Here is a 26,648-nt window from a genome sequence, read left to right as displayed (position 1 = left end):
CTGGCAGGCCCGGCCCGCAACGTCGAGCGGTCCGGGCCGGCAGCTCGAAAGGCGAGTTTCGTCCTACAGCTCAATGGGGACGGGACCGGCGGGAGTGAAGGCGCAGCCAGATCGCCACCGCGCTTACGGCGACCACCCGGATGTGTGCTGGCCCCGGAAGCGAGCAGACGATTGACACCGCCATGACGCCCCCGCGCGCACTGCGGAGCGACCTGCCGCTAGCGCGCCCGCCGGGCCAACCGCGTTGGGACAGCGCCGGTGGCCGGGGACGCACTGGTCATGGGGTCTGCAGGGCCTCTAAGGCGTCCCGGACGAGCTTGATCATCAGGGCGGCGACGTCGTCCTGGATGGTCAGAGGGAGCAATGGCCCCAGCGCGGGTGGATGGTTGCGACTGGGCGGTGGAGTCGCAGGGCTCGTACTCCTTCGACGCACGCCGCTCGGTGGTTTCGATGTAATTGGCGAGGGCCTGGCGGGAACGGGCGAGGGTGTCGATCTGCTCGTCGATTCCACGCAGGCGTGCGCGCAGACCGTCCAGAAGTTCGGGGCACGGCTCCAGCTCGGGGTCGGGCCCGGTCATGCAGGGGAGCATGAGGGCGATGTCGTCGGTCGACAGCCCGGCTGCGAGCAGTTTCCTGATCTGGTGCACGGTCAGAACGGCGTCGTCGGCGTACTCGCGGTAGCCGCCCGTGCTGCGGTTCGGCTCGAGCAGGCCCTGCGCCTCGTAGTAGCGCAGCTGATGCGTACGGACTCCGGTGCGCCGGCTCAGCTCCCCGATCAACATCTCTGCCTCCCCTTGACCTTCATATGGGTGTGAACGTTCATGATCCTTCCATCTGTTCCAACTCAGAGGGAGTCAACAATGCGGAGCCGCGAAGAAAGCCTCACGCCGGTGACGGTCATCGGCCTGGGCCTGATGGGGCAGGCGCTGGCCGGAGCGTTCCTGCGCGCGGGACACCCGACGACCGTGTGGAACCGTACGGCGGCCAAGGCCGACCAGCTCGTCGCCGAGGGCGCCAAGCTCGCCGACTCGGTAAAGGACGCCGTGGCGGCCAGCCCGCTGGTGGTCATCTGCGTCACCGACCACGACGCCGTTCACAGGCTTCGCGAATCCATCGCCGACGTCCTTGACGGCAAGGTCCTGGTGAACCTGACCTCGGGCACGTCGCAGGAGGCGCGTGAGACCGCCGAGTGGGCGGCAGAGCGGGGAGCCGGCTGCCTCGCCGGCGCGATCATGTCCATCCCGCAGCAGATCGGCACGGCGGAGTCGCTCATCCTCTACAGCGGCCCACGCTCGGCCTTCGAGCTGCACGAAGCGTCCCTGCGGAACCTCGGCGAGGGGGCGATGTACCTCAGCGATGACCACGGCCTGGCCTCGTTGTACGCCGGGGCCGGGGTGAGCTTGGTGTGGAGCATCCTGAACGGCTTTCTGTACGGTGCAGCCCTGCTCGGTACGGCGGGCGTGGACGCCTCGACGTTCGATCCGTTCGCCCAGCAGTACATCGCGACCATGTCCGGTTTGCTGTCCGGGTACGCGCAGCAGATCGACGAAGGCTCATACCCGGCCCCCGACGCGACGATCGACACCCACGTGGCCGCGATGAACCTCCTTGCCCACGAAAGCGAGAGCCTCGGGGTCAACGCCGAGCTACCGAAGTTCTTCAAGACTCTGGCCGGCCGCGCCATCGCCGAAGGACACGGCGGCGACGGCTACGCCGCGATGATCGAACTGTTCCGGAAGCCCTCGCCGGTGAAGGCATGACGGCCGTTCGATCCACGTACGCCGCCCCGCCGCGCACCGTTGCCGCCCAGGAGCGGCTCCGCGCAGTCGAAGCCGCCCCCAGGGCGTGGCGTATTGAGGGATGGTGCGCGCTGCGGCTACCTCCCTGCTAGTTCCCGGCTATCACGGTGAAGGTGAATCCGGCGGTCGTCGTGCGGTGCAGCGGTATGTCGCACTTGATCCGGCGCATGACCTGGTTCCTGCTGAGGCCGAGTCCTTGCGCGATGAGCCGTTCCGGGCGCACCGGTAGTGGATCGTCGAAGACGACCTCCACCTGGACCGGCCACCCCTCGTCGAGCCATGGCGACGGGGTGTCCAGCCGCCAGGCTCCTTCCCAGTCCAGGGTGAAGCGGTTGCGCCGGGCGAGCAGCGGATCCAGCAACCTGGCGGCCACCAGTTCCGGATCGTTGGCGCGGTAGCCGTCGAGTTCGGCCGGATCGAAGGATCTGACCGGCGCTCGCTCGTGCACGGTGAGCTTGCTGGTCCGATCGCAGGAGGTGCAGCGGACCAGCAGCCACACATCCAGCAGCTTGCCGTTGGCGTTGACGCGGAACCTGCCCTCGCCGGTGGTGGCCGACTCCGACCGGCAGGCCGCGCACCGCAACGACAGCAGAGGCAGCCCGGTCCGACGAACGACCCAGGGCAGCACGGTATGAGGTTGTGAAGACATGAGCTCTCTAGACCTGACACGAGGCCGATTACGCGCGGCCTCAGACGCTGTATGGCCGGGCGCAGATGGGCAGCCCGGCAGAGCCAACGGGACCGTCGGCTTGAAGGTGAGCGGAAGAAGGCGTCAGGTCTAAAGAGCAGGCGGGGTCACGCGGTCTTGTCCTCTGTCCTCGCTACGACGGGGCCGCGGGCAACTTACAGGAACGCGAAAGAAGCGCTCAAACGGTTTTCCGGGGATCAAACGCCCCTGTCAGAGAGCCAGTGATTGGAACGGCTCGCCGGGCCGCCACGCCAGCTCCAGCGGGGCGCCCTTGAGGGCCAGGTCGTCATCCAGCAGCGCGCTCCAGGACGGACGCCACTGCGGCGCACGGGACGCCATCTCCGCGCGCAGCCCGGGGAGGTGGAGCCGGAAGCCCTCCCACCAGGCGGGCAGATGGTCGTAGGAGCGGTCAGCCGTGAACCCGTCGGCGGTGACCGTGATACGGGCGTGCGTCCACCGGCCGCGTTCCGGGTCGGCCTCCCGCTCCCGCCACGCGTCCAGCAGCGCGGACAGCTCGGCGTCTGCCATCCTCCCCCACCCGGTGCCGAGCTTGTAGTCGTAACCGTGCCTGTCCGAGCCTGTGTAGGCGACCTCGATGGACGTCTCGCCCAGGTTCGCGCGCACCCACGCGGCGACCTCGTCCGGTACGACGGTGGGCGCGGGACGGTCCAGCTCGGACGCGTTCCGCATCGCCTTCGCGATCGCTCCTTCCACCTGCTCGGGGTCCATGATGTGCACGCGCCGTCCGGCGGGCTCGCCGGTCCCGGCGGGGAGCTGCGGCCGCGGCGTTCCGGGCGTCGCGCCGAGCCGCCGCGCCAACTCCAGCACCCGCGCGACCGTCGCCGCAGGGTCGGACGGGCGCACGTCCTCTTCCAACGGCGCGTACAGGGCCTCGATCGTCGCCGCGTCCACGGCGCGGGCCTTGACGGCCGTCATGAGGGCGTCGTAGGCCTCGCGCGCCTCGTCCCAGTCCTCGCAGCCGTCCGCGTAGCCGTCGTAAGACGACTCGCTACCCGAGTCGGGACCGCCGTTCATGTCACCGGGGTACTCGGCCCGCTCCCAGGTCTCTCCATCCCACCAGTAGACCCAGGACACGAGTTGCATGTCCTTCTGGGCGGCGTGGACGTAGTCCCAGGGGAACCAGTCCGGCGCGCCCGCGAGCAGGTCCACGGGAGGAAGCTGATGTCGGGCGGTGCTGTAGTCGAGGTCGTAGCCGTAGGTGACCGCCCGGCCGCCCTCGACCCACGCGACACCCCAGCTCCCGCTGCCGAACTCGACCCGCCGCAGCCCGCCGCCGTCCTCCTCGAACGTGATGATCGGCTCGGTCGGGAGGGCGGCGCCCAGCAACGCGTGCGCCGCCGCCTCGTTCCACAGTTCTTCGGGATGATCCGGCTGCACGGCGGCTCCTCGTTGATCACGAATGGTCCGCCGATACCGACGAACGGGACGTGCAGCCGGTTCCGGGGTCAGGCGATCCAGCGATCGGCTTGGTTTGTTCGAGTGCAGCGGTGAGCTGGTTTCGATCCTGGGGGATCGCATGCGAAGAGCTCTGGTTGTTCCTCGCTTCTCCGCCGTGGTGCTGCTGCTGTTGGGCATGCTGCTGGCCGCCGCACTGATGCTGGCGGACGGCTGGGACGTGTCGCGGGCCGTGCAGACCGAGGCCGCGCAGGGTTCCGACACCCAATCGACCGTCCTGGCAGAAGGCGCGCAGGGCATGAGAAGGCCGCTGACGCCGTGAGGAGCGTTGAAGCTGCCGTTACCGCTCGGGCGTGAACATGGAGTAGTCGCGCCTGGTCTTTGTGAGAGGGGCCTGGACGACGCGTCCGGGCCCCTTCTCATTCGCGTGGACAGCGCGCCGTTCGGCTTGGACGTCGTCCTGCATGTTGGTTACGCATTCAAAGCCGGTGGGTCAGGTCGGTTTGTAGGCCAGCACTTTGGTGCGGAGCTTGTTGTTGACCTCCTCGGCCTTGTGGGCCGGAACGGCGATGGTGTCGGGTGCGCCATCGGAGGTGTAGCGGTCGGCTGGGTTCTGCTTGAGCGAGTCGAGCCAGCCCTGCGAGCAGAACTGTTCGCAATTGCCGCCCGAGTTGCCGGCTCTGATGCGCGGGATGGCCAGGGGATCGAAACGAGCGGCGAACGGCGAGGGCGCGGGTGTGTAGCCCGCACGGAAGACACCCTTGTTGACGTAGGAAGTGGAACCCGCGCGGCCCGTTGCGGCCCACTGCGGCTTCCGGGGCGTGTTGCCGTACGGCAGGGCCAGCGTTATCGGTGCCGGGGCGCCCAGCCCGGTGATGAGGGCGTGCCCCGCAGCGATCTGCTGGGTCACCTGGTCCTGGCTCTTGCCGCTCAAGTCCAGGTGGTCCTTGGTGTGATTGCCGATCTCGAATCCGTTGGCCGCCAGCCACGCCAGCGCCTGGCGCTGGTCGGAGCTGTCATGAAGCTGAAACAGGTCCCGGATGACATAGAAGGTCGCCACCGGCCGGAAACCCGGGTACCGCTTGGCGACTTCGCGGATGATGCCCGCTGCGCTGTCGGGGGTCGGCTCGCCGTTCGCGGCGAGTGTGAGCTGCGAGGGCGAGGAGTCGTCCAGGGTGATCACCACGGGATGCCGCCCGGCCGGGATGTTGATCCGTCCCGTCACGTACTCGGCGGCGGTGACCGGTACGTATCCCTCCTTGGCCAGCCGCTCCAGTTCTGCGCGGAACTGCGCCGGGGTGCGGTCATCCGCCACAGCCGGTTTCGCGACGATCCGGTGGTACATCAGCACCGGGATGTCCCCGACCTCGTTCGCCTTGGCGGTGGCGGCGTTGGAGAGCTTGGCGTGGGCCGCGGCCTTGGCAGCCTTGGCCTTCTCCAGCTTCGCGTCCGACGCGAGCTTCTTGTCTTCCGTGCATGCGCTCAGCATGGAGGCGCCCAACACCACGGAAGTCACACAGAACATGACACGTGCTTTCATGCCTCTGGTCTTGCCGGTGTGGCTCTCGGGCAAGATCAACCAAAGGTGTGTCGTTGGCAAATAATTCGCCAGCGTCAGTTCGCATCGGCGCGTCGGCTGTTCCCAGGCGACAAGTACCGTCAGCGTCGCTTCTTGTCTCCGGGCCAGGGGCCGGGGACGTCGGGAAAGCAGGCGCGGAGGGCTTCACCTCTAGCCGAGACGCCGCCGGACAGCCGGATCCACGAGGAGTCGGCGAAGCCGAGACCGAGGTCCCCCTGGCCGTAGCGGCGACTGGCCGAAACCTGGGCGCGCTGGACCCACCACGGCACAATGGCTGGCCCGAGTTTCCGGCCGACCCCGCCGCGAATGCGAACCAGCATCAAACGCTGGCTCGTCACAGCGAGGACATGCTCGCACCCGCTGGTCACCGGGTTGAACTGAACGAGAAGCTGCCCCGCCACGCTGTCCAGCCCGCCATGAAGCGCCGGCGCCAGCCGCGCCCTGCTGTCAGGCTCCCAGGCCCCCGTGGCGAAGGCGGCGATCTCCACCCCGGCACCTGCCATCTTCCTGGCCGGCGTCTTGCCGCCGAAGCCGTCCTGCACCCGCCGCCTGCGGGGCACTTTCGGGCAGTCGGGATGCGGCCGAAGATCTGCGTAGGCCTCCAGCCGTTCCCCGGCCTCAACCACGCCGGAGAGGAACGACTGGATCTCGTCGTCACTCAGCGAAAGAAAGATCCCCCGCTGACGGGCCTGCTGCGCGACGACCTTGGCCGCCTTGCCGGCGATGTCGCGGAACTCCTTGGCCACCGGCCACCCCTCCCCCACTCAAGGTGAAGATCATGGCTCAGCCAGGCCGATCATGACAATCCCACCTCGATGAGGCCCGGCCATTTCCCCGGCGGCACCACCAGGGAACCGGCGGCACCACCGGGGAAATGGAGCCTGGACGTTCAGGCGGCGTCCCAGAAGTCGTTCTCGGCCTTCTGGTCGGACGAGAACAGCCACACCTCGGCGATCTTGTCGCCCTCGACCCTCAGCACGTCGATGCCGTCCATGGACATGTGCGCTTCGTTGCGCTTGGCCGAGAAGTGGACGGGAAACGCGGCGAGCGCGTCGTTGATCATGGGCTCGCCGGTGATGGCGATGTCGAGCGTTCCCTCGGTCGCGGCCATCTGGCCGCCGATCGCCTCGTTGACCGCGGCGGCGCCGCTGTAGGTGCCGGAGAAGCGGTGGTCGCCGGGCTGGTGCCAGACGATGTCGTCGGCGAACAGGCCCGCGACGGCGGCGAAATCCTTGGCGGCCATCGCGTGGACGTACCGGCGGGCGACAGCGAGGGTGGGCGACTCGGTCATCGAAATTATCTCCTTCGGTAAGTTCTTCCTGCTGGCGCCCTATACTCACCAAAGGTAACCATTTACCTCAACGTAACTAATTGGGGGTGTGGCCCATGTCACAACCGTCTGGCTGGCAGCCGGACTGGAACGTGCTCACCAAGACCTGTCCGTCTCGCACGTCGCTGGCCCGCATCGCCAACAAATGGACGGCGATGGTGGTGATCGTCCTCAGTCGGGGCAGGCTGCGGTTCGGTGACATCCGCACCGCGGTCGACGGGATCAGCGGGAAGGTCCTCACCGAAACGCTGCGGGATCTGGAACGCGACGGGCTGGTCAAACGGCACGTGTACGCCGAGATGCCACCCCGAGTCGAATACGAGCTGACCGCGCTGGGACACACGCTGCACGCGCCTTTGCAGGCGCTGGGCAACTGGGCCGAGGAGCACATCGCCGAGGTGCTCAAGGCGCGCGAAGCCTACGACGCCGGTCGCTGATCTCCCTGGTCGGCACGGCCGGGTGACCAGACGTGTCGTCTTCGACCGTACGAGCCGTCGGTGACATTCCAGCTGGCCACGTGCGGGCCATTCGCGGCGGCCGGATGCGGTCGTGACAGGAAATGAGCCCATTCCCTGTCACGACCCGGGGCTGGGCGGCTTTACGAGAGGCTGTGCTTCGTCAGAAGCTCGAACAGGCTCGAGAAGCCCTGTTCGCCGTGTCCGTCGGCGATCCGGCGGTCCATCAGTTGCTTGACCTCCCGCATCCGCATGGCTTCCACGCCGACGGATTCGCGATGGCTGATCATGTCGTTCATCAGTGCGGCCTGGACGTTGAGCGAACCGAGGTCCGGCTGGTGGTCGCCGCTTTTGACCGCCCGTGCCATCGAGGTCAGCAACGGCGGGTAAGCGGGTATCGAACCGGCGACGCGCTCGGCGAACTGCACCACGTCGACGCCCTCTGCCTGTACGAGCCGCAGTGTGTGCAGGTAGCCGATGAGCAGCTCGTAGGACACCGCGACCTGGGCCATGAACTCCACGGCGGCCAAGCCGGCGTCCGCGCCGTGGTAGGCGACGCTGCCCAGCGCTTTCAGAGCCGGCTCGTGGGCGGCCCAGGCGCTGCCGGAGCCGCTGATCGGAATCATGATGTTCGGCGTGCCGATGTACGGCGGGTCTCCCATGAGCTTGCCGTCGAGGTAGTCGGCGCCGCGCTCGTTCGCCCAGCGCTCGTTCGCCCGCGCCCGGGCGGGAGAGCCGCTGGTGAGGTTCACCAGCACCTTGCCCGCGACCGCGGCATCGACCGAGGCCAGCACCTCGTCGACCGCTGCGCCGTCGAGGAGGCAGACCACCACGAGCGGGCTCGCGGCCACCGCCTCCGCGGCCGTCGCGGCCGCGATGGCCCCGGCGTCGACCAGCGGCGCACTCTTGCTCGCGGTCCGGTTCCAGACCGTCGTGCGGTATCCGCGCTCGACGAACGTTCTGGCGATCGCCGATCCCATGTCGCCCAGGCCGAGCACGGTGACCTGGCCTGTGGCGGCAATGCTGTCGCCGGTTGTCGCTGTCATGGTGATCCCTTTCGGGTCGGAGGACTGGCTGATTTGGGAGGTGGTCAGTAAGGGCACCGTCACGGGTCGGGGACGGTGTCGTCGGTGCCTGCCTTCTCGGCGGCCCGAGCCGCAGCCTTCGCCATGGTGTGGATGTTGCCGGTGGAGGAGTCTTAGGTAACGGCCACGTAGGTCATGGGAGTGCTCGGCCGGCCGGGGTCAGACGAAGAAGCTGTCGTGGCGGAGGAAGAACTCCGCGCGCTCTTCTTCGCTGAGGCCGCCCAACTCGGTGACGCCTTCGAAGTACTCCTCCCGGGGTGCGCCGGGGGCGAAGAGCATGAGCATGGAGGCGGGTTCACCGGATTCGTTGCGGAAGGCGTGCAGCCCGCCCACCGGTACGTACAGGTAGTCGCCGGATGTGGCGTTGATCCAGCGCCGGCCGTCGAACAGCCGCATGGTCCCGGACAGGATGAAGAACGACTCCGACATCGACTTGTGGAAGTGCGTGCTGGGCCCGCCGGGCTCCGGGCCCATGTCCACCCGGTACAGGCCGTACTCACCACCGGTGGAGACGGTGGTGGACAGGTAGTGATAGGCGGTGCCCTGGGAGACGGTGGGGCCGTCGGTGGTGACGGGCTTGGAGACGAAGTCGGGCGCGGCGGTCGCGGGCCGGAAGGTGGCGCTGGTCTCGCCATGCTCACCGAAGTAGCGGGGGTCGGGGTAGGACATGGTCACTCCATAGACGAGGACTGACTAGATGAGCACTAAGATAATCAGTGGTTGCGCGAGTGTCAATTAAATGAGTGCTCATCTACTTCGCCGCTGAGCTGCCAAGAGGCCCCGCCGACATTTCGGCGGGGCCTTGAGCTTGGGTGAACGCGAGCGGCGAGGCGCGGGACGGCGTGGAGGCCGTCTGGTGGGTCAGCTGAACGGGAGTTCGGCCGGGGGCTTCGGCTTGGTGTCGGTCCAGCCGGCCGAGCGGCTGGCCTGGTACTCGATGACGAAGCCCGGCTTCATCTCGGCGTACCGTCCACCGGGCTTGGTCAACGTGTCCTGCCGGGACAGCAGCGCGCCGGTGCGCTCATCGAAGACGATCACTTCGCGGGAACGGTAGGTTCCCTGCTCGATCTTCGGCGTGCCGAACTCGCCGGTGACCGTGATGGCGCGGTCGTCGGAGGCCAGCGCGATGCCGGTGCGTCCCAGCGGATCGGTGACGCGGCCGATCGCGTGGATGCCCGGCTGGGAGGCCAGTGCCCGCATCAGACCGGCCCGGACCTTCGGGGGGACCGGAGTGCTCAGAAGACCCGACACCCTGAAGATCTGGCCCGCGGCTCTCTGGGCCTGCGTCATCGGCCTCTTCGGCGAAGCCTTGGCCAGCTCGCCCCCGCTCAGGAACATCTCGGCGAGCTTGGCCGGATCGGTCGGGAGGTTCTGCAGTTCCTCGGCCGACTTCCCCAGGAAGTCCCCGCCGCCACGGGGGTTCCCGCCGAGGTTCGGGCCGCTCGACCGCCACTTCGCCACCTTGGTGGTGTAGGTGTTGGTGCGGCCGTCGCCCGGGACGCGGAAGGTCGACGGCGAGCCGGCCTTGCGCCACAGCGCCGCATCCTCCTTGGTCAGCGGGTGGGCGGGAAGGTCCCGCCCGTAGTACAGATCTCCCATGCCGGACTTGACGCCACTCCAGCTGAACGACTCGTAGGCCGCACCGCTGATCGCGTAGGTCCCGGTCTTGGCACGGATCACGTAAGACTGTCCCGACACCGTGCCGGTGTACCAGTACTTGCCGATCGACTGCTGTTCGGCCTTCTGCGCAGCCGCGAGGACCGCCCCCTTGGCGTCCAGGTTCACCAGGCCGGGCGGCGAGACCGTGGTGTTCTCGCCACCCCCTCCCCCGGCCAGCGTGATCGCCACGGCCGCCGCCGCGCCCACCGCGACCAGGCCGCCGAGGCCACCCATGCCCCACCGGAACCGGGGCAGCGAACGGCGCTGCGGCTCGTTCAGCATCGCCTTCACCTGGGCGATCTCCTGGGCCAGCTGCTGGGGGCTGGGTCGGGGAGGTTCGCCGTAGCTGTCGCGGACCATCCGGACCTCATCCATGTTGTTCCTCCAAAGTGAGCATCGGATTGGTCCCGCCCAGCGCCTTGCGCAGCTTGGTTCGGGCACGGTTCAGCCGGGATCCGACCGTGCCATAGGAGATCCCCAGCGCCGCCGCGACCTCGTCGTGGCTGAGGTCGGCCAGGGCCACGAGCAGCAGTACGTCGCGTTGCCCGCGCGGCAGTGCCGCGATGGCCCCGGCGAGTTCGCCTCGTAGTCCCTGGGCGCTCACCCGCGAGTCGACCCGTTCGGCGTGCTCCTCGGTGTGGCGGCCCGGGCTCAGGCGGGCGCTGGCCCGCAGTGCCCGGATCTCGGCCCGCTGGTGCCTGCCGACGACCTTGGTCGCGATGCCGTACAGCCAGGTGCGGACGTTCCCGCGCTGAGGGTCGTAGCGGCGGCGTTGCCGGAATGCCTCAAGGAACGTCTGCGCCGCGACGTCGGCGGCGGCGTCCGGGCCGAGCCGCTTGGCTGCGTATCGGCGGATCTCGGCGAAGTAGGCGTCGAAGACCTCGTCGAAACGCTCGTCCAAGCGGGGCGGGGGATCCCCTGTCATGTGGTGCCTTTCCATGGCGCGGATGGCGGTCACATGGGTATCAACCGCAACTGAGTTTTACTTTCCCGCCTTCTTTGAACGGCGTTCTCCACGCGGTGATCTTGCCCGGCGGTGGCATCAGGCTGATGCGCGGATGACGAGGCTGGTGTCGCAGATGACCGGGGTTCCGATCGCCGCTGTGTCGTGGATCTGGGTGAGCAGCATGTCGACCATCCGCCGGCCCATCCCTTCGGTGGGCTGGTGGACGGTGGTGAGCGCCGGTTCGGTGCGCGGGGCGATGGCCGAGTCCTCGAAACCGATGACTGCGACGTCGTCGGGGACGCGCCGTCCTTTCCGTTCCAGCACGCGAAGCGCACCGGCGGCCATGTTGTCGGATGCGGCGAACACCGCGTCCAGCAATGGTTCGCGTTCGAGTAGCTCCTGCATGGCCGCGGCGCCGCCGGTCTCGCTGAAGTCGCCGTAGGCCACCCGTTCCGAGCCGCCAGAGAGGGCTTGCCGGTATCCGGTGAGCCGGTCGATGCCCACCGCGGTGTCCGGTGGTCCGGCGATGGTGGCGATGTGCCGGCGATCCTGCTTGATCAAGTATTCGGTGGCCTGCCGGGCTCCGCCCGTGTTGTCGGCGTCGACGTAGCGTCCCTGCACCGTGGCGGGGTCGAATGGACGGCCACCCAGCACGGTGGGAATGCCGCTGCTCGCCAGCAGGCTTGGCAGCGGATCCTGCCGGAGGAGCGAGATCACCATGACGCCGTCCACGCGCTGCGTCCGCAGGTCGTGCGCCAGGCGTGCGCGGTCGGCGGCCGAGTGCGTGAAGGTCAGCATCAGCTTGAGCTCGGCCGCGCCGGTGGCGGAGCTGATCCCGCGCAGGATCTCCCCGAAGTACGGCTGCTCGAACGGGCGGCCGCGTTCCTCCGAGAGCACCAGGGCGACCACCCCCGTGCGCCGGGCGGCCAGCGTGCGGGCTGCGTGGTTGGGCGCGTAGCCGAGCTCGTCGATCGCCTGGAGCACGGCCTCCCGGGTCTGCGGGCTCACCGCGGCGGAGCCGTTGATCACACGCGATGCGGTGCCGCGGCTGACCTTCGCCCGGGCCGCGACCTGCTCCAACGTAGGACGACCTCGCGCTGCCATAACCCTCCCTTTGTGTCCCATATCTATACAACTAGGCAGCGGGTGTGGGGACCTTCGGGATGAGGTCACGGGGCGGCAGGAGTGAGTCGCGGGGCGGGTCGGTCAGGGGCGGAAGGCTCTGAGCGCGATGTCGACGAGGGAGTCGGCGTACTCGGGGGTGAGCGGGCCCGTGCGGTGCAACCACCGTTGGAAGAGCGGGGCGTAGAGCACCTCAAGGACCAGGTCGAGGTCGGCGTCCGCGGCGAGCTGGCCTGCCTGCTGAGCGCTGCGCAGGCGAGCCTTCTTGGCGTCGTCCACGGGACGGGCCAGCTTCTCGCGGTACTGAGCGGCGAGGTCGGGATCGTTGACGATCTCGGCGTTGAGCGCTCGGATCGGCTTCTCGAAGGCCGGGTCGGCGAACTCGGCGACCGTCGCCCGCATGACGAGCCTGAGGTCGGCCTCGATGTCACCGGTGTCCGGCAGCGTGATGCCCTCTCCCCCGGCGCTCTCGCTGAGCGCCAGGAAGGAATCGAAGATCACGGCGCCCTTGGACGGCCACCACCGGTAGATCGTCTGCTTGCCGACGCCGGCTCGGGCGGCGATGGCTTCGATCGAGACCTTCCGGTATCCCACCTCGGAGATCAGCGCCCGGGTGGCCTCAAGGATCGCCTGCCGGGACCGTTCGCTGCGCCGGGAGCTGTCCGGCGTCCTGTCGTTGGGCATGGGACGAGCATAGAGCCCTCACGAGACGGAACGGTTCGGTTTCCGGAGTCATGAATCATCGTAGCCGACGGTGATCGTCCGGGAACCGTTCGCGGCGACTGATCGTCTGAGCCGTGATCAGATCACGTCTCACCAGGGAGCGGCTTATGCGCTGGCCGGTCGTCATAGTGCCCTGCATGCTCGCGGTAGCGGGATGCGGGACGCCGAAACCGCGCGACGCGGCGTTGCCTGCATCGCCCAAGCCCTGCTCCGAACGGACCAGCACGGCATCGCCGAAGCCCACGCCCACCGCGACGCGGGTGCCGTGGCGCGCGGAGGAGATGGGTGACGGGTCGGTACGGATGACGGTCGGCGACATCGAAGCGGCACCCAGGCATCCGGACGCCGAACGAGTGGCCGATCATCGTGCGCCGTTCCGTTCGTACGAGTGCGACACCGTGCGGATCACCAAGGTGCGCGGCTGGTGGTGCACCACGACGGTCGAGAAGCTCGCGGTGTCGGGCGAGATCGTGGTCGGCGGCGCCAAGCCGCGGGCCCAGGTCAAGGGCGCCGGCTTCCGGACCCGGTGCTCGGGACGCCCGGGGCGGATGCGGCAGCACCATGTGATCCAGCGCGACAGCTGGTCCAGCTGGCGCTCGTATGGCGGGGTGGGAAAGACCGCCTGGACGAGCGGTCAGGAGCAAGGCGGCGGCAGGGTGACCGAGGTCTGCCCCAAGGGGCGCGTGGGCAGTTACAACTACCGGCTGAGCGTGAACGTGGAAAGCGACTCGGCACCGATCGGAGAGGCCTACGCGGTGAGCGCCCGGATCCGCGCCGACTGCGGAACCGGGCTCAGCTGAACGCCGAGCCCGGCAGCGCCTCATGGTGGCAGGTCTACCCCTTGATTCCGGTGGCGGCCACGCTGCGGACGAACCAGCGCTGGAAGGCCAGGAAGACCACCAGCACGGGCGCGACCATGAGCACGCCGAAGGCCATGATGTCGCCCCACTGGAACGGTGGCTGCCCCTGGAACACGCTGATCGCCAAGGGAAGCGGCCGTACGGAGGGGTCGCTGACCATCAGGACCGGCCACAGGAAGGAGCTCCACTGGGTGAGGAAGGTGAGGATCGCGACCGTGGCGAAGGCGGGCTTGCTCATCGGGACGACGACGCGCAGGTAGCAACGCCAGGGGCCGGCGCCGTCGATGCGCGCCGCCTCCTCGATCTCCTTGGGCAGGCCGCGGAAGAACGTGGTGAACAGGTAGATGGAGAAGGCGTTGGCGACGAAGGGCACCGCTTGCACGCCGATGGTGTCGCGGTAGTCGTTGAGCATGTAGAAGAGCGGCACGGCGATCGCCTCGAAGGGCAGGACCACCAGCGCGAGCACGGCGGCGTAGGTCAGGTCGCGGCCCCGCCAGCGCATGCGGGCGAAGGCGTAGCCGGCCATCGAATTGATGATCAGGCCGCCGACGACCACGATCGTGGTGACGATCAGGGAGGTGGCGAAGAAGCCCGTGAGATGGCCGGTGGCGTCGGAGTCGAAGCGGCGGAAGACGTCTGTGTAGTTGCCCAAGGACAGGTTCCGGGGGACGAATCCGCCCAAGCCGCCGAGGACCTCACCGTCAGGCTTGAGACTCCCGATGATCATGTAGAGGATCGGGGCGGCGAACAGGAGGCCGCCGAGCGTCATCGCGACGTAGTCGGCGGTCTTCGCCGCACGGCGACGGACCATGCGTCGGCGGCTGGAGCCGCGCCGATGGAAGCCCGATCGCGCGGTAGCCGCGGTGAACGCGGCGGACCCCGTGGAGGCCGTGGACGCGGTGGAGGCCGTTCGGTGCGCTGGTGAGGCGCGGTGCGCGGTCATTGGATCACCCGGTCTTCCCGCAGAACGCGGCGCTGGAGGATCGTCAGCGCCAGCACGATGACGAACAGCACGACGGTCATGGCGGCGGCGCGTCCGACGTCGCCTCCGTCGAAGGTGGTGGAGACGGCCTCGTACATCGCGGTGGTCGTGGAGTTGCCGGGGCCGCCCTGGGTGAGGATGTAGACCTGGTCGAACAGCCGGAACGACAGCATGGTCGTGACCATCACGACGAAGATCAGTGTGTTGCGCAGGCCGGGCAGGGTCACCACGCGGAACCGTTGCCAGCGGCCCGCACCGTCCATCTGAGCCGCCTCGTACAGTTCGGCCGGGATGCTCTGCAGGCCGGCCAGGATGATGACCATCTGGAAGCCGACCCCCTGCCAGATCGACAGCAGCATGATGGCGGGCAGCGCGGTGGCCGGATCGCCGAGCCAGTCATGGGCGGTGAGGTGCCCGAACGTCAGGACGCTCAGGAGGTCGTTGAGCACGCCGTCGGGGGCCCGATCGTAGATGAGCCGCCAGACGACCGCGACCAGCGCCATCGGGAACACGACCGGCATGAAGACGAAGGTGCGGAACAGGGGCATGGCGCGCAGCGGCCGGTTGAGGATCAGCGCCAGGCCGAGCGCCAGGGCGGTCTGCACTGGGACGACCACGCCGGCGAACACACCGTTGTTGATGAGGGCGCGGCGGAACTGGCCGGCGAACTGCGGGTCGAGCAGGATGCGCCTGTACTGCTCCAACTCCAGGAAGTTCGGCGGGCGGGGGGAACCGAGCTTGACGTGGTGCAGGGAGAGCCAGATGGCCAGGACGAACGGCGCGGCGACGAACACGATCAGCCCGATGAGCGCGGGCGTCGCCATGGTCCACGCGGCTCCGGTCTCCGACCGCAACCGCCGGCGGCGCGGCGTGGACGATCGGCGTGCCAGGAGTGGGGGGCCTGGCCGGGTCCTTGTCTTCAATCCCGCAGGTGCGTTCATGAGATCTCTTCCTGTGGGTGGGCGCCCAGGCCGGGGCGGGAGCGCGAGGTGGGACGTGTCTCTCTTCGCCCCGGCCCAGAGGGGTCATCGCAGGACGTAGCCGTCGTTGTCGGCGAAGTCCGTGTCGATCGCCTTGGCCGCCTTGGTCAGCTGCGCCTGAGGGTCGGCGCCCTTGTAGATCTCGTTGAGCGCCGCGGCGAACTGCTTGGACACGACGGGGTATCCGGCGGTGAGCGGACGGGTGACGACCGCGCAGGAACGGTCGGCGTTGTCGCCGCAGGGCTTGTCGAGCTGGGCGGAGTAGAGGGCGAGGGGACCGCCGGGCTTGTAGAGCTTGCTCGCGGCCAGCGCCGTCCTGGTGCCGGGGATCGCGCCGTTCGCCGTGGTCATCTGGGTGACCGGTCCGTCGCCGAGGAGGTGGTCGAGGAAGGCGCCGGCCGCCTTGGCGTTCTTGCTCGTGGCGGAGATGCCCCAGGCCCAGGAGCCGTGGCCGCTCTTGACGCCGTTACCGAAGTCGGGCAGCGGCAGCAGGACGAGATCCTTGCTCAGGGCTTTGTCGTAGTCGGGGTAGGTCCAGTGCCCGACCCATGACAGAGCGACCTTGCCTTTGGTGAACGCGTCGTCCTTGGTGTTGGCGTCGACGTAGCGCTTCCAACTGGCGAAGGTCTTCATGGCGCCGACCGCCTGGGGACTGTCGAGCGCCCCGGACGCCTTGCCGTTGCGGATGAGGGCCGCGCCGGCCGAGTAGAGGATCGGGGAGAAACCGAAGGTGCCCCACTCGCCGTTGAAGACGGGGTAGTTCTCCTTGATGTCCAGGACCTTGCCGTCGTCGTCCTTGGCGGCCAGGGCGGTCAGGGCCTGGGTGAACTGCGGCGCCGTCCACGCGTCCGCCAGTCCCGTGGGGTATTTGACTCCGGCGGCCTGCAGCAGTTTCTTGTTGCCCCAGATGCCGAGGCCGGCCTCGAACTGGCCCAGGACGTAGAGCTTGCCGCCGATCGTGCCCTGAGCCTTGATGGCTTCGGTGGCGTTCGCCCTGACCTTCGCGGAGACGAACGGGTCGAGCGCGGTGAGCTTCTGGTCGTAGACGAGGTTGGTGGCGGTCGGGCCGTCGACCATGAGGACGTCGGGGAGCGCCTTGGCCTGGGTGGCCGCGATCGCCTTGGGGTAGTCGGCCTCCGGGATGAGGCGGAGCTGGGCTTTGACGGCCGTCTGGCCGGTGTTGAACCGCGTCACGATGTCCTGGAGTGCGGCGGCCTCCTTCTCCTGGCCCTGGCTGGCCCAGACGGTGATGGGCCCGGTGCCCGAGCCGCCCTCGGCGACGGGCTCAGCCGAGCCGCCGCACGCCGTGGCCGCGAGAGAAGCCGCGGCAAGCGCGGCGGTGATCGGTATCAGCTTCCGGAGGGTCATTGAGTGTCCTTTCTCCGCCGCCCCGGCAATGCGCTGGCGTGCGCGAGGGGGTGCGTGGGGCGCGGTGAATGCACGACGAATATGTGGTGGCACGAGGGGTGTGATGCCGAACGTGCGGTGCGAGAGCGGTAAGCGGTGCCAGTGGGTTGGAAGGATGCGGGGCGTGTGTGCAGTGTGTGATCAGGCCTCTGGTCGGGGGGCGTGATGCCGTGACGTTTCGGGATCGCCCGCCAGAGGTGCGCTGCTCCCCCGGACGATCAGCCGTGTGGGCAGGACCTTGGCCGGCTCGGCGGGCGGCTCTCCCGACGCCAGCCAGTCGAGCAGCATCGTCGCGGCCGTGGCGCCCTGCTCGACGACGGGCTGCCGGACGGTGGTCAGATCGAGCAGGTCGGCCATGTCGTGGTCGTCGAACCCCACCACGGAGATGTCCTCCGGCACCCGGAGCCCGGCCCGCCGGATCGTTCGCATCGCGCCGAAGGCCATCTCGTCGGACTGGGCGAACACCGCCGTGGGCCGGCGGGATCGGCCCAGCAGTTCCCCCATCGCCTGTTCTCCGCCCGCCATGGTGAAATCGCCGGCGGCCTCCAGATCCGGGGTGTACTCGACGCCGACCGAATCGAGAACGTCCAGGTAGGCGCCACGCCTGTCGATCGGCGGGGTGAAATGCATGGGCACGTCGGCGCCGCCGGAGATCAGCGCGATCTCACGATGGCCGAGGTGGGTGAGGTGCCGCATCGCCGCGGTGGCGCCGGCGACGTCGTCGATCCGTACTCCGGCGAAGCCCTCCACCGCGGACCCGACCAGGCCGATCGGCACCCGCAGCGCCCGGAACGCCTCCGCCTCGGCGTCACCTATCGGCAGGCTCAGCACCATCACCGCGTCCACCCGCCTGCGCAGTGGCATCTCGGCGAAGAACCGGTCGCGACCGGCGTCGCCGCCGAGGTTGTAGAGCAGCAGATCGAACCCGGCGGCCCGGAGCACACTCTCCACCCCGGTGATCACTTGGCCGAAGAACCAGCGGTTGACGTAGGGCACCACGACGCCGACGGTGTGGGTGCGTCCCGAGGCCAGCCGCGAGCCGCTGGGAGAGATCACGTAGCCCAGCTCGTCGGCGACCTGCACCACCCGGGCACGGGTCACCTCCGACACGCGCGGCAGTCCGCGCAGTGCCCGTGACACCGTCGCCGGTGACACTCCTGCCAGCCGGGCGACGTCATCGAGCGTGCTGCTCATCGGGCTCCTTCGACGGAACGGGCCGCCCTGTGACGTGCGGCACATGCCACGGAAGCTACAGGGAGGCGTTGGCGTGTGCAAGCGCTTGCACATCTTTCCTTCAGTGGGTCACACTCTGGCGAGTGACAGACGCGAAGATCCCTACTGAATAGGCTTCTCGCTGACCTACCGGCTTGAGCAAGCGCTTACGCAGCTCGTCATCGTTGGAGGGATCCGTGCGCTACGCGCCGCCTGGCATGTGCCTGAACGACTTCGCTGTGCTGGGGCCGGCGCCGTACGTGCTGCTCCACCTGCAGGGTCCGTGGACGCCGGAGTTCGACGCAACGCGGATGGAGACGTCCTACGGGCGGGCCCGGTCCCACGACCTGATCTCCTGGGAGCCGCTCGGGCCGGCATTCGGGGTCGGACACCCCGGCGGCTTCGACGATTCCGCGGTGTGGACGATGCACCCTTTCCCGCACGGCTCCGGTCTCGCGATGGCGTACACCGGGGTGTCACTCCGGCCCGACCCCAGGCAGGGGATCGGGCTGGCCGTCTCCGACCGCATCGACGGCACCGGATGGCGCAGGGTCGGAAACGGGCCGGTCGCGCTCCCCGATCCTCGCTGGTACCGGACGGGTCTCGGTGAGGCGTGGCGCGACCCATGGGTCGTCGCCGACGGGGTGCCCGGAGCGACCTGGACCATGCTCACCGCGGCCCGGACGGCCGACGACCCGCTCGACCGCGCCGGCTGTGTCGGGCTGGCCACCTCCGACGACCTCGAGCACTGGGAGATCCATCCGTCCCCGCTCATCCCCGGCGACGTCGACGAGCTCGAGTGCCCCGTCCTTGAGCCGTTCGACGGGGGCTGGCTGCTGCTGGCCTCCCTCTCCCCCGCGCGTCACATCGCCGCATGGACGGCCGAGAAGGTCACGGGGCCGTGGGAGCCGCTCGGCCCCATCGCCCCACCCGGCCCCTACGCGCCCCGGCTGATCGACGGCCCGGACCACGAACGACTCGTTCTGCACACGGTTCCCCGCCGGGTAGGCCTGCGCGACGACGGCCCGGAGTGCCGGGGCATGCTCGCCCAGCCCAAAGTCCTCCGGCGAACACCACGAGGGCCACGTCTGGGCTGGTGGCCGCGGATCGAGCAGCTGCTGGGCCCCGTCACCGACGAGCCGGTCGGCGACGCGGTCATCGACGTCGAACTCGAGAGCGAATCCGCTCGCGTAGAGCTACGCGGCCATCTGACCGTCACAGTGGACGGCACCAAGGTGGCGATCGCCTCTCCGGCCGCCCAACTCCAGGCCGCCCATGCGACCGAGGTGCCATCGCGCCTGAAAATCCTGTGCGTCGGCGAGCACGTCGAGGTCTACGCCAACGACATCCTCACCCTGTCCACGGCCAGCTACGGACCATGGACCGCCCCCGTCCGCAACGTCACCGGCGACCGCCTCCAAGTCCGCCGCCTCCTTTTCGACGACGAACGCGACGACGTCTCAGCCATCTGGCGCGGCGACGCGTCACCATGACATCTCCGAGCGCACCGGCGTGCCGGCTGTCGGGCTGGTGACGTAAAGATCAGTCACCAGATGCGGTCACCGCTGGGGAGCAGGTAGGGGCCCTGCGGGTCGCCGAGGACGGGATAGGTTCAGCTGGTGCGGCGGGAGCGGGGCAGAGCCAGGCCACCGAGGACCAAAGCGATCAAGCCCACCACCAGGGCCACGACGGCCCCGCCCAGCCCGTTGCCGGTGCCGAGACCACCGTCGGCCGTGGCCAGGACCAGCCCACCAAGGGTGACGCCGATCAGGCCCGCCGCCAGGGCCACCGTGGCTCCGAGTCGGCCGGATCCGGTGCCGAAACGGCTGGTGGGGCGGGCCAGGGCCAGCCCACCGATGACCACACCGATCAGCCCCAGCACGCTGGCCACCATGGATCCGAGCCGTCCGGCGCTCATTTCGTAGGCACTGGCGGCGACCGGCTGGATCGAGGCGTCTGCGGCCGCCGGTGCGGCAAACCCGACCGCCCCGAGAAGAACGGCTCCAGTGACGGCAAGCAGTCGGACTGGCATCCGGGCCGGTGATGAGCTCATGTCACTTGTCTCTTTCGTTGGGTCTCGTTTCCGAGAGATGTGAATGTCGTCCGATCATGTCGCCGGGCGCACCGCCAGTCGTCCTGCAGGTGGATGCACTTTGCGCTGCGGCAGACGACGCATCCGATTGCTGCGGATGTCGCAGGCGCGGCGAAGGTACTGCGGGCGCGGTAGCCGGCCGCTCGTGCGCGAGCAGGACTCCGGGCTTGTGGGTCGGTAAATGGCGAGGCACGAATACGCGTTTGACCTTGACGCTGCGTCAACTTCTAGCATCGGGGCCCATGTCGATCACTGTTCTTGACACCTACTCCGCCATGAGGCGGATCCTGCTGGCCCCGGTCGCGGACCGCGCTGACCTGCTGCGTTCGATGCTGGAGGCCAACAAGGGGATGTACCGCTACAGCCCCGGAGAGGTCGACCTGGTGGCCGTACACCTCGAAACGTCCGGGTTCCCCATCGACCGCGACGAGGAGCGTTGCCTCGACGCGCTCGAAACTCTGGCGGCGGCCGGGGCCTGGGAGCGGATGCAACGCGCGCTCGACGACGCCCTCGCCGTACTGCTGGAGGCGACGCCGGGGCTGGAGGCGCCGGACATCACCGTGCTGTTCGTCCTCGGCGATCCGGGTGACGAGCACTTCATGGGTCCCTGCAAAGGACTGACCGGGTTCGGCGGCATCTCGGGCCACATCGCCATCACGTTCTGGCCCTTCCCCGAGAACGTGGAGCGGCTGGAGGCCACCGCCGTGCACGAGCTCCACCACAACCTGCGGTTCAGCCCGGGCGGGGTGGTGTGGGACCCGATGACCGTCACGGTCGGCGAGCACGTCGTCTCCGAGGGCTTGGCCGACGCCTTCGCCCGGCAGCTCTACGGCGACGAGCTCGGCCATGCCCGCATCGGCGTGCCGCACCTGCACGACGACGAGATCTTCGCCAAGGTGCTCACCGGGCTTGACGTGACAGGCATGCAGAACCTCACTGCCTGGGTGCACGGCGACCCCAGCGCCGAGCGCTTCGGTCTCACCCCGGTGGGACTGCCGATGGGCGCCGGGTACGCCGCGGGCAACCGGCTGGTCGACACCTATCTGGCGGCGACCGGGCAGACGGCGGCACAGGCCCTGCACGCCGACAGCTCGGAGATCATCGCAACCACGCTCCGCCGCGGGTGACACTGGAATGATGGAGTGGACGATCCAGGAGCTCGCGGCGAGGGCCGGCATCACCAGCCGTACCCTGCGCCATTACGACCGCGTCGGGCTCCTGGCCCCGTCCAGGGTCGGCGCGAACGGGTACCGCTACTACAACCCCACCGCGGTCGCCCGGCTACAGCGGATCCTGCTCATGCGCCAGCTCGGCATGGGCTTGCAGGCCATCGCCGAGGTCCTGGACGACGAGGTGGACGCGTGCGACGGGCTTCGCGCCCACATCGCCGCGCTGGAAGAGGAACGGGACCGCATCGAACGGCAGATCCGCTCCGTGCGTCACACGCTCGAGGCCCTGGAGGCGGGGGCGGAACCGCGGATGGACGTCATGTTGTCGGGGTTCAACGACCGCTACAAGGACGAGGTGGTCTCACGCTGGGGCGAGCGCGCGTACCAGGTGAGCAACGACTGGTGGCACGGCAAGACCCTTGACCAGCAGCGGGCGTGGAAGCAGGCCGCCGAAGACCTCGTCGCCGCTTGGGTCGCCGCAGCGAAGGCCGGGATTTCTCCGACATCGGAACGGGCTCAGTCACTGGCCGCCCGGCACGTCCAGTGGCTGAGCCAGATCCCGGGTACCCCCACGGCTGAGGGCGACCGGGAGCGCTCGATCGAGATGGTGAAAGGCGTGGGGGACATGTACGTCGACGACCCCCGCTTCGCCGGCATGTACGACGACGCCGCGGGGGCGACGTTCGTCCGCGACGCACTGCATGCGTACGCGCAGACCCGGATGTAGCTCGTGTGGTGCGCGTTCTGCGAGACCGCCGGCGATCCAGCGCACATGACCCCGTTCAGCGGGCAGGCCGTGGAGAAGGTCTCCGTTCACGTGGTGCCCCGCCGGAAGGTTGCGCGGTAGTCCCTCGGGCGTCGTCCGGTGTGCTTGGCGAAGAGAGCGGCGAAGGTTCCGGAGTCCCTGTACCCGACCGCGGTGGAGATGCTGGCGACGGTTCGGTCGGTGGTCTCAAGGAGGTGGCGAGCGCGACGGATGCGCGACGACTGCAGGTATTCGAGCGGGCTCTGGCCGGTCTCATCTGCGAACCGCCGCAGCAGCGTCCGAGTGCTGACGTTGAACGTGTCCGACAGCGCGGCGAGGTCGTATCGGGCGGCGAGGTTCTGGTCGAGCCAGCGCATGACCCTGCGGGAGAACGTGTTTCCGGGCTGTGGAAGAAGTCGAGCGTCAACGTACGGGGTCTGGGATGAGCGCGCATCGTCGACGAGCGCCACCCGTGCGGTCGTCCGTGCCACACCGGCACCGCTGTGCTCGCGGATCAGTTCCAGCGCGAAGTCGTACATGGCGCTGAAGGCGGCCGTGGTCGTCACACCGGTGTCGGTGACGACCAGACGTTCGGGTTGGACATCGGCGTCCGGGCAGCGTCGAGCCAACTCGTCCGCGTGGAGCCATGCCGTCGTGGCCCGGCGCCGGTTGAGCAGTCCGGCCTCGGCGAGCAGGAACGCACCGACGCAGATCGAGACGACGGCGTTGCCCGCGGCTGCGTGTGAACGGATCACGGCGACTTCGGGGGTGAGAGAGGTGAGCCTGGCGTCCACGTCGAGACCCGGCGCGAGGTCGAATCCCGGCACGACAAGGACGTCGACCTCGCGCAGCGGAGAGACGGCCAATGCCGACCCACCCGAGGCGACGACGCGACGACGAGGCGAAACGATCGACACCTCGTACCCGGCATGGTCTGGGCCGGCCACGTGCGTGGCCATCGTCAGCAGATCAGGTACGCCGAACACCTCGGACGCGAAGCAGCCTGGATAGGCCAGGACACCAACCCGCAGCGCGCTCACGCTCGCCTCCCCACACCTCTGGCGAGATTACCCCTATATATGGCGATCTGGCCGATCGCCACGTGCGGCACGCCGGTCCACGCTTGTCACCATGAGCGCTGCCGATGGACGCCTTGACGACGCGATCACAGACTTCTCCCGCCGGCTCGTGGACGTGGACGGGGTGATGAAGACGGTCTACACCGCGGGTTCCGGGCCGGCCGTCGTCTTGATGCCGGAGATGCCCGGCATCAGCCCTGACGTCCTCCGGCTGGCGCGCTGGATCCGGGCTGCGGGTTTCACCGTCTACGTCCCTTCGCTCTTCGGGGTCGACGGTGCCTATCCCACGGCCGAGAGCGGCGAGAAGATCGTCCGTCGCGCATGTGTCAGTGCCGAGTTCCGTGCGTTCGCCGGTGGAGGCACCAGCCCCGTCGCGGCGTGGCTGCGCGGGCTGGCGCGCCAAGCCCACGCCGAATGCGGCGGTCCGGGAATCGGCGCGATCGGGCTGTGCTTCACCGGCAACTTCGCCCTCACCATGACGCTCGAGCCGGCCGTCATCGCGCCAGTGGTCAACCACCCGTCATTGCCACTGGACGACCCAGCCGGACTCGAGATCAGTGAGGAGGACGCGCGCGCGGTCCGAGACCGCATCGCGCGCGATGGGCTGACCGTTCTCGCCTACCGCTTCGACAATGACCGCTGGTGCACCGGCCAGCGCTTCGCCGCCTATCAGTCACTCCTCGGCGACGCCTTCGACGGCCGCGTCCTTCCAGGCGGCTCCGCCAACACCAACCCGCCCCCGTTCTTCAGGGACGTGGTCGAAACTCCCCACAGCGTGGTCACCGCCCACCTCGTCGACCAGGACGGACATCCCACGCTCAAGGCCCGGGACGAGATCCTCGCCTTCCTGGCCGACCGCTTGACCCCGCCGAAGCCCAGCACCTGAGCATGGCGACCGTGGGCTCGCCCACCTGGTCGGCCCGGCTCGAACGCGAGCGGGTCGTAGCCGCCAAGCTCGCCGCCCGCTCCCGGGCCACCATTCGCATCGCAGCCTTCAACGAGTGGCTATGACCGCTTGAGAACACGGGCTAGGTCATCGCGTAGCCGACGCTGCTGCGCCGGGGACAACGGGGAGAACAGCTGCTGTTCGACGGCGCGCACGGCGACGCTGGCCTTGCGTAGCGTCGCTTCTCCGGCTCGGGTGAGCTCGGTCGGCAGCGCCCGCCCATGAGCGGCGTGATCAGGCCTGGTGAGCAGGCCCCGCTCCTGTAGCCGGCGGAGTACGAGGTTCATCGACTGGCGGGTGACGAAGGCACGGCGGGCGAGTTCGGAGTTGGACAGGCCCGGATGCTGGCCGAGCAGTTCGAGGCATGCGTATTGGGCGACGGTGAGACCCAGTGGACGCAGCACCTCATCCATCCCGGTGTGCAGCGAGGCTTGCACCTGCTTGAGGACGTAGCCCACCGACTGATCAAGGTCGCCAACGGTCTCTTCTTGCTCCATGTCAGCATTCTGACATACGCTCTATGTCAGCAAGCTGACATAGGAGGACGGTCATGAGTGGACAGGTCACATACTTTGAGCTGCCGAGCAGCGACATCGGGGCAACGCGGCGGTTCTGGGGCTCGCTGTTCGGTTGGACGTTCTACGAGGGCAACGTCCCGGGCTACTCGATGATCCAGGGGCCCGAGCCCATGGGCGGATCGCCGCACGACGACTCGTCACGGCACCCGCGCATCTTCTTCGCCGTCGACGACATCACCGCCGCCGTCGCTCGGGTGCGCGAACTGGGCGGCACGGCAGAAGATCCGGTCAGCATCCCCTCCGGGGCCTACGCCCACTGCACAGATGATCAGGGCGTGGAGTTCAGCCTGTCCCAACAGGCCGGAGACCAGCAGTGAATCGCACCGAGACCAGCGGGCCAGAACCGGAGGCATCCGGCCCGCCAGGACCGAAGGCATCCGGCCCGCCAGGACCGAAGGCATCCGGCCCGCCAAAACCGGAGGGACCCGGCCCGGCAGAACCGAGCGCATCCGGCCCTCTCGTGAGACCGTTGCTGCCGCTGGCGCTGGCGACCTTCGCGGTCGGCACGGACGCGTTCGTGATAGCCGGTCTTCTGCCCGACATTGCCGCCGACCTTGAAGTCAGCGTCCCGGCAGCCGGCCAGCTGGTGACCGTGTTCGCACTGACGCTGGCCGTCGCCGCGCCGGTCTTGAGTTGGCTGCTGAGCCCACTGGACCGCCGGACGGCGCTGCAGCTCGCACTGATCGTGTTCATCGTCGGCAACGTCGTCACCGCCCTCAGCCCGACCTACACCCTGGCATTGCCGGCGCGGATTCTCACCGCAGCCGGTGCGGCCACCATCACCGCCACAGCGTCGAGCGCAGCCGTCGCAATCACGCCTCCCGAACGGCGAGGGCGTGCCATGGCGCTGGTCATCGGTGGATTGACCTTGTCGACCGCGCTGGGCATGCCCCTGGGCAACTTGATCGGCGGTATCGACTGGCGCCTCACACTCTGGGCCGTCGCCGCCCTTGGCATCGTTGCGGCGATCGGCATCTCGGTGGCGTTGCCCAAGGTCGTGCTGCCGGCGACAAGCCTTACGGCCCGCCTGGCTCCACTGCGCCAACCCAAGGTCCTCACCATCTTGGTCGTGACGCTGCTGGTGATGGCCGGCCATTACACCGTCTACACCTACATCGGCGCGGTGACCGAAGGCGCCACGACCGGATCGTTTCCCCAGGCCGCCACCATGATCCTTTTCGTCTGGGGCGTCGGAGTCTTCGGCGGCAACTTCTTCGCCGGTCATCTCGCCGACAGGCTTCCGGCGCTCAGGGTCGCGGTCGCGGCACTCGCCGGCAGCGCCGTGCTGCTCGCGATCAGCCCACTCATGGTCGGGCACCTGGTTGTCGCATGCGTCTGGGCTGCCATCTGGGGCGCGACCGATGGAATGGCCTCGGTGGTCCAGCAACACCGGCTGGTCCTCTTTGCGCCCGCCTCAGCACCAGTGCTCCTCGGTCTCAACTCCTCCGCGATCTACCTGGGCGTGGCGTTGGGTGGTGGACTCGGCGGTCCGGCCCAAGACTGGCTGTCGGTCACCCTGCTCGGCCTTCCCGCTGCGGTCCTGGCCTTGCTCGCCACCATCGTCACCGTCGCCGAGGCGAGGGCTGACCCGGCAAAGGCCTCGCTGACCTCAGGCTTTCGTGCGCCCAGCAGAACGGGAGGCGATGCCGCGTGAGCGACTGATCTTGTTGTTCTCAGCTCGTCACCGCTTGCCGATGGCAGTCCGGTCCGGGTGGCTGCCAGAAGGATTCTGCCAGGAGGGTGGCTGCCTTACCTTCAGGCCTGGTCAGCTCGGAATCGAGACGACTCCGCACCGA

At 68.6% G+C, this 26,648-nt stretch carries 30 protein-coding genes; 11 read left to right on the top strand and 19 right to left on the bottom strand.

Features of this window, described 5'->3' with window-relative positions; genetic code table 11:
• Nucleotides 1-218 precede the first annotated feature (218 nt).
• A complete protein-coding gene (locus tag F8566_RS09870; protein WP_151559726.1) occupies nt 219-782 on the bottom strand; it encodes a MerR family transcriptional regulator in 564 nt (187 codons plus the stop codon).
• 78 nt (nt 783-860) lie between these two features.
• Here F8566_RS09870 and F8566_RS09865 point away from each other — a divergent pair, with 78 nt between their 5' ends.
• Nucleotides 861-1,760 (top strand): NAD(P)-dependent oxidoreductase, encoded by a 900-nt coding sequence (locus F8566_RS09865; RefSeq protein WP_151559725.1) that lies wholly within the window; start codon nt 861-863, stop codon nt 1,758-1,760.
• A gap of 127 nt (nt 1,761-1,887) precedes the next feature.
• On the opposite strand, the gene F8566_RS09860 is transcribed toward F8566_RS09865, so the two are convergent.
• Nucleotides 1,888-2,427, bottom strand: coding sequence for a DUF1062 domain-containing protein (locus tag F8566_RS09860; protein ID WP_225993022.1), 540 nt, complete (start codon nt 2,425-2,427; stop codon nt 1,888-1,890).
• A 270-nt stretch (nt 2,428-2,697) separates the two neighbouring features.
• Nucleotides 2,698-3,885, bottom strand: a complete 1,188-nt coding sequence (locus F8566_RS49750) for a hypothetical protein (protein WP_192809607.1) — start codon at nt 3,883-3,885, stop codon at nt 2,698-2,700.
• Nucleotides 3,886-4,060: 175 nt separating this feature from the next.
• On the opposite strand from F8566_RS49750, the gene F8566_RS49745 reads away from it, so the two are divergent.
• Nucleotides 4,061-4,225, top strand: coding sequence for a hypothetical protein (locus F8566_RS49745; RefSeq protein ID WP_192809606.1), 165 nt, complete (start codon nt 4,061-4,063; stop codon nt 4,223-4,225).
• A 171-nt stretch (nt 4,226-4,396) separates the two neighbouring features.
• Here the strand turns inward: F8566_RS49745 and F8566_RS09850 are convergent, their stop codons facing one another.
• The 3 genes from F8566_RS09850 to F8566_RS09840 form a co-directional block, all read right to left on the bottom strand.
• Nucleotides 4,397-5,419 carry a polysaccharide deacetylase family protein gene (locus tag F8566_RS09850; protein WP_225993021.1) on the bottom strand — a complete coding sequence of 341 codons (1,023 nt, stop codon included), beginning with the start codon at nt 5,417-5,419 and terminating at the stop codon, nt 4,397-4,399.
• A 143-nt stretch (nt 5,420-5,562) separates the two neighbouring features.
• Nucleotides 5,563-6,228, bottom strand: a complete 666-nt coding sequence (locus F8566_RS09845) for a hypothetical protein (protein ID WP_151559720.1) — start codon at nt 6,226-6,228, stop codon at nt 5,563-5,565.
• A 143-nt stretch (nt 6,229-6,371) separates the two neighbouring features.
• Nucleotides 6,372-6,773 carry a nuclear transport factor 2 family protein gene (locus F8566_RS09840; protein ID WP_151559719.1) on the bottom strand — a complete coding sequence of 134 codons (402 nt, stop codon included), beginning with the start codon at nt 6,771-6,773 and terminating at the stop codon, nt 6,372-6,374.
• 95 nt (nt 6,774-6,868) lie between these two features.
• On the opposite strand from F8566_RS09840, the gene F8566_RS09835 reads away from it, so the two are divergent.
• The gene (locus F8566_RS09835; protein WP_151559717.1) at nt 6,869-7,249 is read left to right on the top strand and encodes a winged helix-turn-helix transcriptional regulator; all 381 of its coding nucleotides are present in this window, start codon (nt 6,869-6,871) and stop codon (nt 7,247-7,249) included.
• A gap of 161 nt (nt 7,250-7,410) precedes the next feature.
• Here F8566_RS09835 and F8566_RS09830 read toward each other — a convergent pair whose 3' ends face one another.
• The 6 genes from F8566_RS09830 to F8566_RS09800 all read right to left on the bottom strand — a co-directional run bounded on the left by F8566_RS09830 (nt 7,411) and on the right by F8566_RS09800 (nt 12,763).
• Nucleotides 7,411-8,313, bottom strand: a complete 903-nt coding sequence (locus F8566_RS09830) for an NAD(P)-dependent oxidoreductase (RefSeq protein WP_151559715.1) — start codon at nt 8,311-8,313, stop codon at nt 7,411-7,413.
• Between the two features lie 198 nt (nt 8,314-8,511).
• The gene (locus tag F8566_RS09820) at nt 8,512-9,021 is read right to left on the bottom strand and encodes a cupin domain-containing protein (protein WP_151559713.1); all 510 of its coding nucleotides are present in this window, start codon (nt 9,019-9,021) and stop codon (nt 8,512-8,514) included.
• A 192-nt stretch (nt 9,022-9,213) separates the two neighbouring features.
• Nucleotides 9,214-10,386, bottom strand: a complete 1,173-nt coding sequence (locus F8566_RS09815) for a CU044_5270 family protein (protein WP_151559711.1) — start codon at nt 10,384-10,386, stop codon at nt 9,214-9,216.
• On the bottom strand, nt 10,379-10,936 hold the full coding sequence (locus F8566_RS09810; RefSeq protein WP_151559709.1) for an RNA polymerase sigma factor: 558 nt from the start codon (nt 10,934-10,936) through the stop codon (nt 10,379-10,381). Before F8566_RS09810 ends, F8566_RS09815 begins: the two co-directional genes overlap by 8 nt.
• Before the next feature lie 117 nt (nt 10,937-11,053).
• A complete protein-coding gene (locus F8566_RS09805) occupies nt 11,054-12,061 on the bottom strand; it encodes a LacI family DNA-binding transcriptional regulator (protein WP_151559707.1) in 1,008 nt (335 codons plus the stop codon).
• Nucleotides 12,062-12,163: 102 nt separating this feature from the next.
• A complete protein-coding gene (locus F8566_RS09800) occupies nt 12,164-12,763 on the bottom strand; it encodes a TetR/AcrR family transcriptional regulator (RefSeq protein WP_151559705.1) in 600 nt (199 codons plus the stop codon).
• 176 nt (nt 12,764-12,939) lie between these two features.
• Here F8566_RS09800 and F8566_RS09795 point away from each other — a divergent pair, with 176 nt between their 5' ends.
• Nucleotides 12,940-13,602: a hypothetical protein gene (locus F8566_RS09795; RefSeq protein WP_151559703.1), complete on the top strand. Its 663-nt coding sequence runs from the start codon at nt 12,940-12,942 to the stop codon at nt 13,600-13,602.
• A 34-nt stretch (nt 13,603-13,636) separates the two neighbouring features.
• Here F8566_RS09795 and F8566_RS09790 read toward each other — a convergent pair whose 3' ends face one another.
• The 4 genes from F8566_RS09790 to F8566_RS09775 form a co-directional block, all read right to left on the bottom strand.
• Nucleotides 13,637-14,473 (bottom strand): carbohydrate ABC transporter permease, encoded by an 837-nt coding sequence (locus F8566_RS09790; protein ID WP_151559701.1) that lies wholly within the window; start codon nt 14,471-14,473, stop codon nt 13,637-13,639.
• Between the two features lie 128 nt (nt 14,474-14,601).
• A complete protein-coding gene (locus tag F8566_RS09785; RefSeq protein ID WP_151559699.1) occupies nt 14,602-15,468 on the bottom strand; it encodes a carbohydrate ABC transporter permease in 867 nt (288 codons plus the stop codon).
• A 201-nt stretch (nt 15,469-15,669) separates the two neighbouring features.
• Entirely contained in the window at nt 15,670-16,992 is a 1,323-nt protein-coding gene (locus F8566_RS09780) for a type 2 periplasmic-binding domain-containing protein (RefSeq protein WP_151559697.1), read from the bottom strand.
• 180 nt (nt 16,993-17,172) lie between these two features.
• Complete coding sequence (locus tag F8566_RS09775) at nt 17,173-18,225, bottom strand: LacI family DNA-binding transcriptional regulator (protein WP_151559695.1); 1,053 nt, start codon at nt 18,223-18,225, stop codon at nt 17,173-17,175.
• Between the two features lie 215 nt (nt 18,226-18,440).
• Here F8566_RS09775 and F8566_RS09770 point away from each other — a divergent pair, with 215 nt between their 5' ends.
• A complete protein-coding gene (locus F8566_RS09770; protein ID WP_151559693.1) occupies nt 18,441-19,736 on the top strand; it encodes a glycoside hydrolase family protein in 1,296 nt (431 codons plus the stop codon).
• 119 nt (nt 19,737-19,855) lie between these two features.
• Here F8566_RS09770 and F8566_RS09765 read toward each other — a convergent pair whose 3' ends face one another.
• Nucleotides 19,856-20,275 carry a DUF6223 family protein gene (locus F8566_RS09765; protein ID WP_225993020.1) on the bottom strand — a complete coding sequence of 140 codons (420 nt, stop codon included), beginning with the start codon at nt 20,273-20,275 and terminating at the stop codon, nt 19,856-19,858.
• Between the two features lie 302 nt (nt 20,276-20,577).
• Between F8566_RS09765 and F8566_RS09760 the strand changes: the two genes are divergently transcribed.
• Together F8566_RS09760 and F8566_RS09755 are read left to right on the top strand one after the other, a co-directional pair.
• Nucleotides 20,578-21,462 (top strand): DUF2268 domain-containing protein, encoded by an 885-nt coding sequence (locus tag F8566_RS09760; protein ID WP_151559690.1) that lies wholly within the window; start codon nt 20,578-20,580, stop codon nt 21,460-21,462.
• A 7-nt stretch (nt 21,463-21,469) separates the two neighbouring features.
• Nucleotides 21,470-22,231 carry a MerR family transcriptional regulator gene (locus F8566_RS09755; RefSeq protein WP_404800284.1) on the top strand — a complete coding sequence of 254 codons (762 nt, stop codon included), beginning with the start codon at nt 21,470-21,472 and terminating at the stop codon, nt 22,229-22,231.
• An 86-nt stretch (nt 22,232-22,317) separates the two neighbouring features.
• Here F8566_RS09755 and F8566_RS09750 read toward each other — a convergent pair whose 3' ends face one another.
• Nucleotides 22,318-23,289 carry a GlxA family transcriptional regulator gene (locus F8566_RS09750; RefSeq protein ID WP_151559688.1) on the bottom strand — a complete coding sequence of 324 codons (972 nt, stop codon included), beginning with the start codon at nt 23,287-23,289 and terminating at the stop codon, nt 22,318-22,320.
• 91 nt (nt 23,290-23,380) lie between these two features.
• On the opposite strand from F8566_RS09750, the gene F8566_RS09745 reads away from it, so the two are divergent.
• Both F8566_RS09745 and F8566_RS52215 read left to right on the top strand, forming a co-directional pair.
• On the top strand, nt 23,381-24,214 hold the full coding sequence (locus F8566_RS09745) for a dienelactone hydrolase family protein (protein WP_151559687.1): 834 nt from the start codon (nt 23,381-23,383) through the stop codon (nt 24,212-24,214).
• Between the two features lie 2 nt (nt 24,215-24,216).
• Nucleotides 24,217-24,339, top strand: coding sequence for a hypothetical protein (locus tag F8566_RS52215; protein WP_264159299.1), 123 nt, complete (start codon nt 24,217-24,219; stop codon nt 24,337-24,339).
• Here F8566_RS52215 and F8566_RS09740 read toward each other — a convergent pair.
• Nucleotides 24,334-24,771 (bottom strand): MarR family winged helix-turn-helix transcriptional regulator, encoded by a 438-nt coding sequence (locus F8566_RS09740; RefSeq protein WP_151559685.1) that lies wholly within the window; start codon nt 24,769-24,771, stop codon nt 24,334-24,336. The genes F8566_RS52215 and F8566_RS09740 overlap by 6 nt on opposite strands.
• A 53-nt stretch (nt 24,772-24,824) precedes the next feature.
• On the opposite strand from F8566_RS09740, the gene F8566_RS09735 reads away from it, so the two are divergent.
• Nucleotides 24,825-25,169, top strand: a complete 345-nt coding sequence (locus tag F8566_RS09735; protein ID WP_151559683.1) for a VOC family protein — start codon at nt 24,825-24,827, stop codon at nt 25,167-25,169.
• Between the two features lie 152 nt (nt 25,170-25,321).
• Nucleotides 25,322-26,506 carry an MFS transporter gene (locus tag F8566_RS09730; protein WP_225993019.1) on the top strand — a complete coding sequence of 395 codons (1,185 nt, stop codon included), beginning with the start codon at nt 25,322-25,324 and terminating at the stop codon, nt 26,504-26,506.
• Nucleotides 26,507-26,648 lie beyond the last annotated feature (142 nt).

It is taken from the genome of Actinomadura rudentiformis (assembly GCF_008923185.1).
Classification (GTDB): Bacteria; Actinomycetota; Actinomycetes; order Streptosporangiales; family Streptosporangiaceae; genus Spirillospora; species Spirillospora rudentiformis.
The sequence above is the reverse complement of the archived record's forward strand: the minus strand, read 5'-3'. Positions and strand labels throughout refer to the sequence as shown.

Bases quoted from the DNA above. Each gene is read 5' to 3' on its own strand.
- F8566_RS52215 (WP_264159299.1), top strand. From the start codon at position 24,217: ATGGCGACCGTGGGCTCGCCCACCTGGTCGGCCCGGCTCGAACGCGAG.
- F8566_RS09795 (WP_151559703.1), top strand. From the start codon at position 12,940: ATGCTCGCGGTAGCGGGATGCGGGACGCCGAAACCGCGCGACGCGGCG.
- F8566_RS09780 (WP_151559697.1), bottom strand. From the start codon at position 16,992: ATGACCCTCCGGAAGCTGATACCGATCACCGCCGCGCTTGCCGCGGCT.
- F8566_RS09815 (WP_151559711.1), bottom strand. From the start codon at position 10,386: ATGGATGAGGTCCGGATGGTCCGCGACAGCTACGGCGAACCTCCCCGA.
- F8566_RS09805 (WP_151559707.1), bottom strand. From the start codon at position 12,061: ATGGCAGCGCGAGGTCGTCCTACGTTGGAGCAGGTCGCGGCCCGGGCG.
- F8566_RS09800 (WP_151559705.1), bottom strand. From the start codon at position 12,763: ATGCCCAACGACAGGACGCCGGACAGCTCCCGGCGCAGCGAACGGTCC.
- F8566_RS09735 (WP_151559683.1), top strand. From the start codon at position 24,825: ATGAGTGGACAGGTCACATACTTTGAGCTGCCGAGCAGCGACATCGGG.
- F8566_RS09820 (WP_151559713.1), bottom strand. From the start codon at position 9,021: ATGTCCTACCCCGACCCCCGCTACTTCGGTGAGCATGGCGAGACCAGC.
- F8566_RS09810 (WP_151559709.1), bottom strand. From the start codon at position 10,936: ATGACAGGGGATCCCCCGCCCCGCTTGGACGAGCGTTTCGACGAGGTC.
- F8566_RS09765 (WP_225993020.1), bottom strand. From the start codon at position 20,275: ATGCCAGTCCGACTGCTTGCCGTCACTGGAGCCGTTCTTCTCGGGGCG.
- F8566_RS09740 (WP_151559685.1), bottom strand. From the start codon at position 24,771: ATGGAGCAAGAAGAGACCGTTGGCGACCTTGATCAGTCGGTGGGCTAC.
- F8566_RS09760 (WP_151559690.1), top strand. From the start codon at position 20,578: ATGTCGATCACTGTTCTTGACACCTACTCCGCCATGAGGCGGATCCTG.
- F8566_RS09830 (WP_151559715.1), bottom strand. From the start codon at position 8,313: ATGACAGCGACAACCGGCGACAGCATTGCCGCCACAGGCCAGGTCACC.
- F8566_RS09870 (WP_151559726.1), bottom strand. From the start codon at position 782: ATGTTGATCGGGGAGCTGAGCCGGCGCACCGGAGTCCGTACGCATCAG.
- F8566_RS09790 (WP_151559701.1), bottom strand. From the start codon at position 14,473: ATGGTCCGTCGCCGTGCGGCGAAGACCGCCGACTACGTCGCGATGACG.
- F8566_RS09840 (WP_151559719.1), bottom strand. From the start codon at position 6,773: ATGACCGAGTCGCCCACCCTCGCTGTCGCCCGCCGGTACGTCCACGCG.
- F8566_RS09775 (WP_151559695.1), bottom strand. From the start codon at position 18,225: ATGAGCAGCACGCTCGATGACGTCGCCCGGCTGGCAGGAGTGTCACCG.
- F8566_RS09865 (WP_151559725.1), top strand. From the start codon at position 861: ATGCGGAGCCGCGAAGAAAGCCTCACGCCGGTGACGGTCATCGGCCTG.
- F8566_RS09835 (WP_151559717.1), top strand. From the start codon at position 6,869: ATGTCACAACCGTCTGGCTGGCAGCCGGACTGGAACGTGCTCACCAAG.
- F8566_RS09745 (WP_151559687.1), top strand. From the start codon at position 23,381: ATGAGCGCTGCCGATGGACGCCTTGACGACGCGATCACAGACTTCTCC.
- F8566_RS09755 (WP_404800284.1), top strand. From the start codon at position 21,470: ATGATGGAGTGGACGATCCAGGAGCTCGCGGCGAGGGCCGGCATCACC.
- F8566_RS09785 (WP_151559699.1), bottom strand. From the start codon at position 15,468: ATGGCGACGCCCGCGCTCATCGGGCTGATCGTGTTCGTCGCCGCGCCG.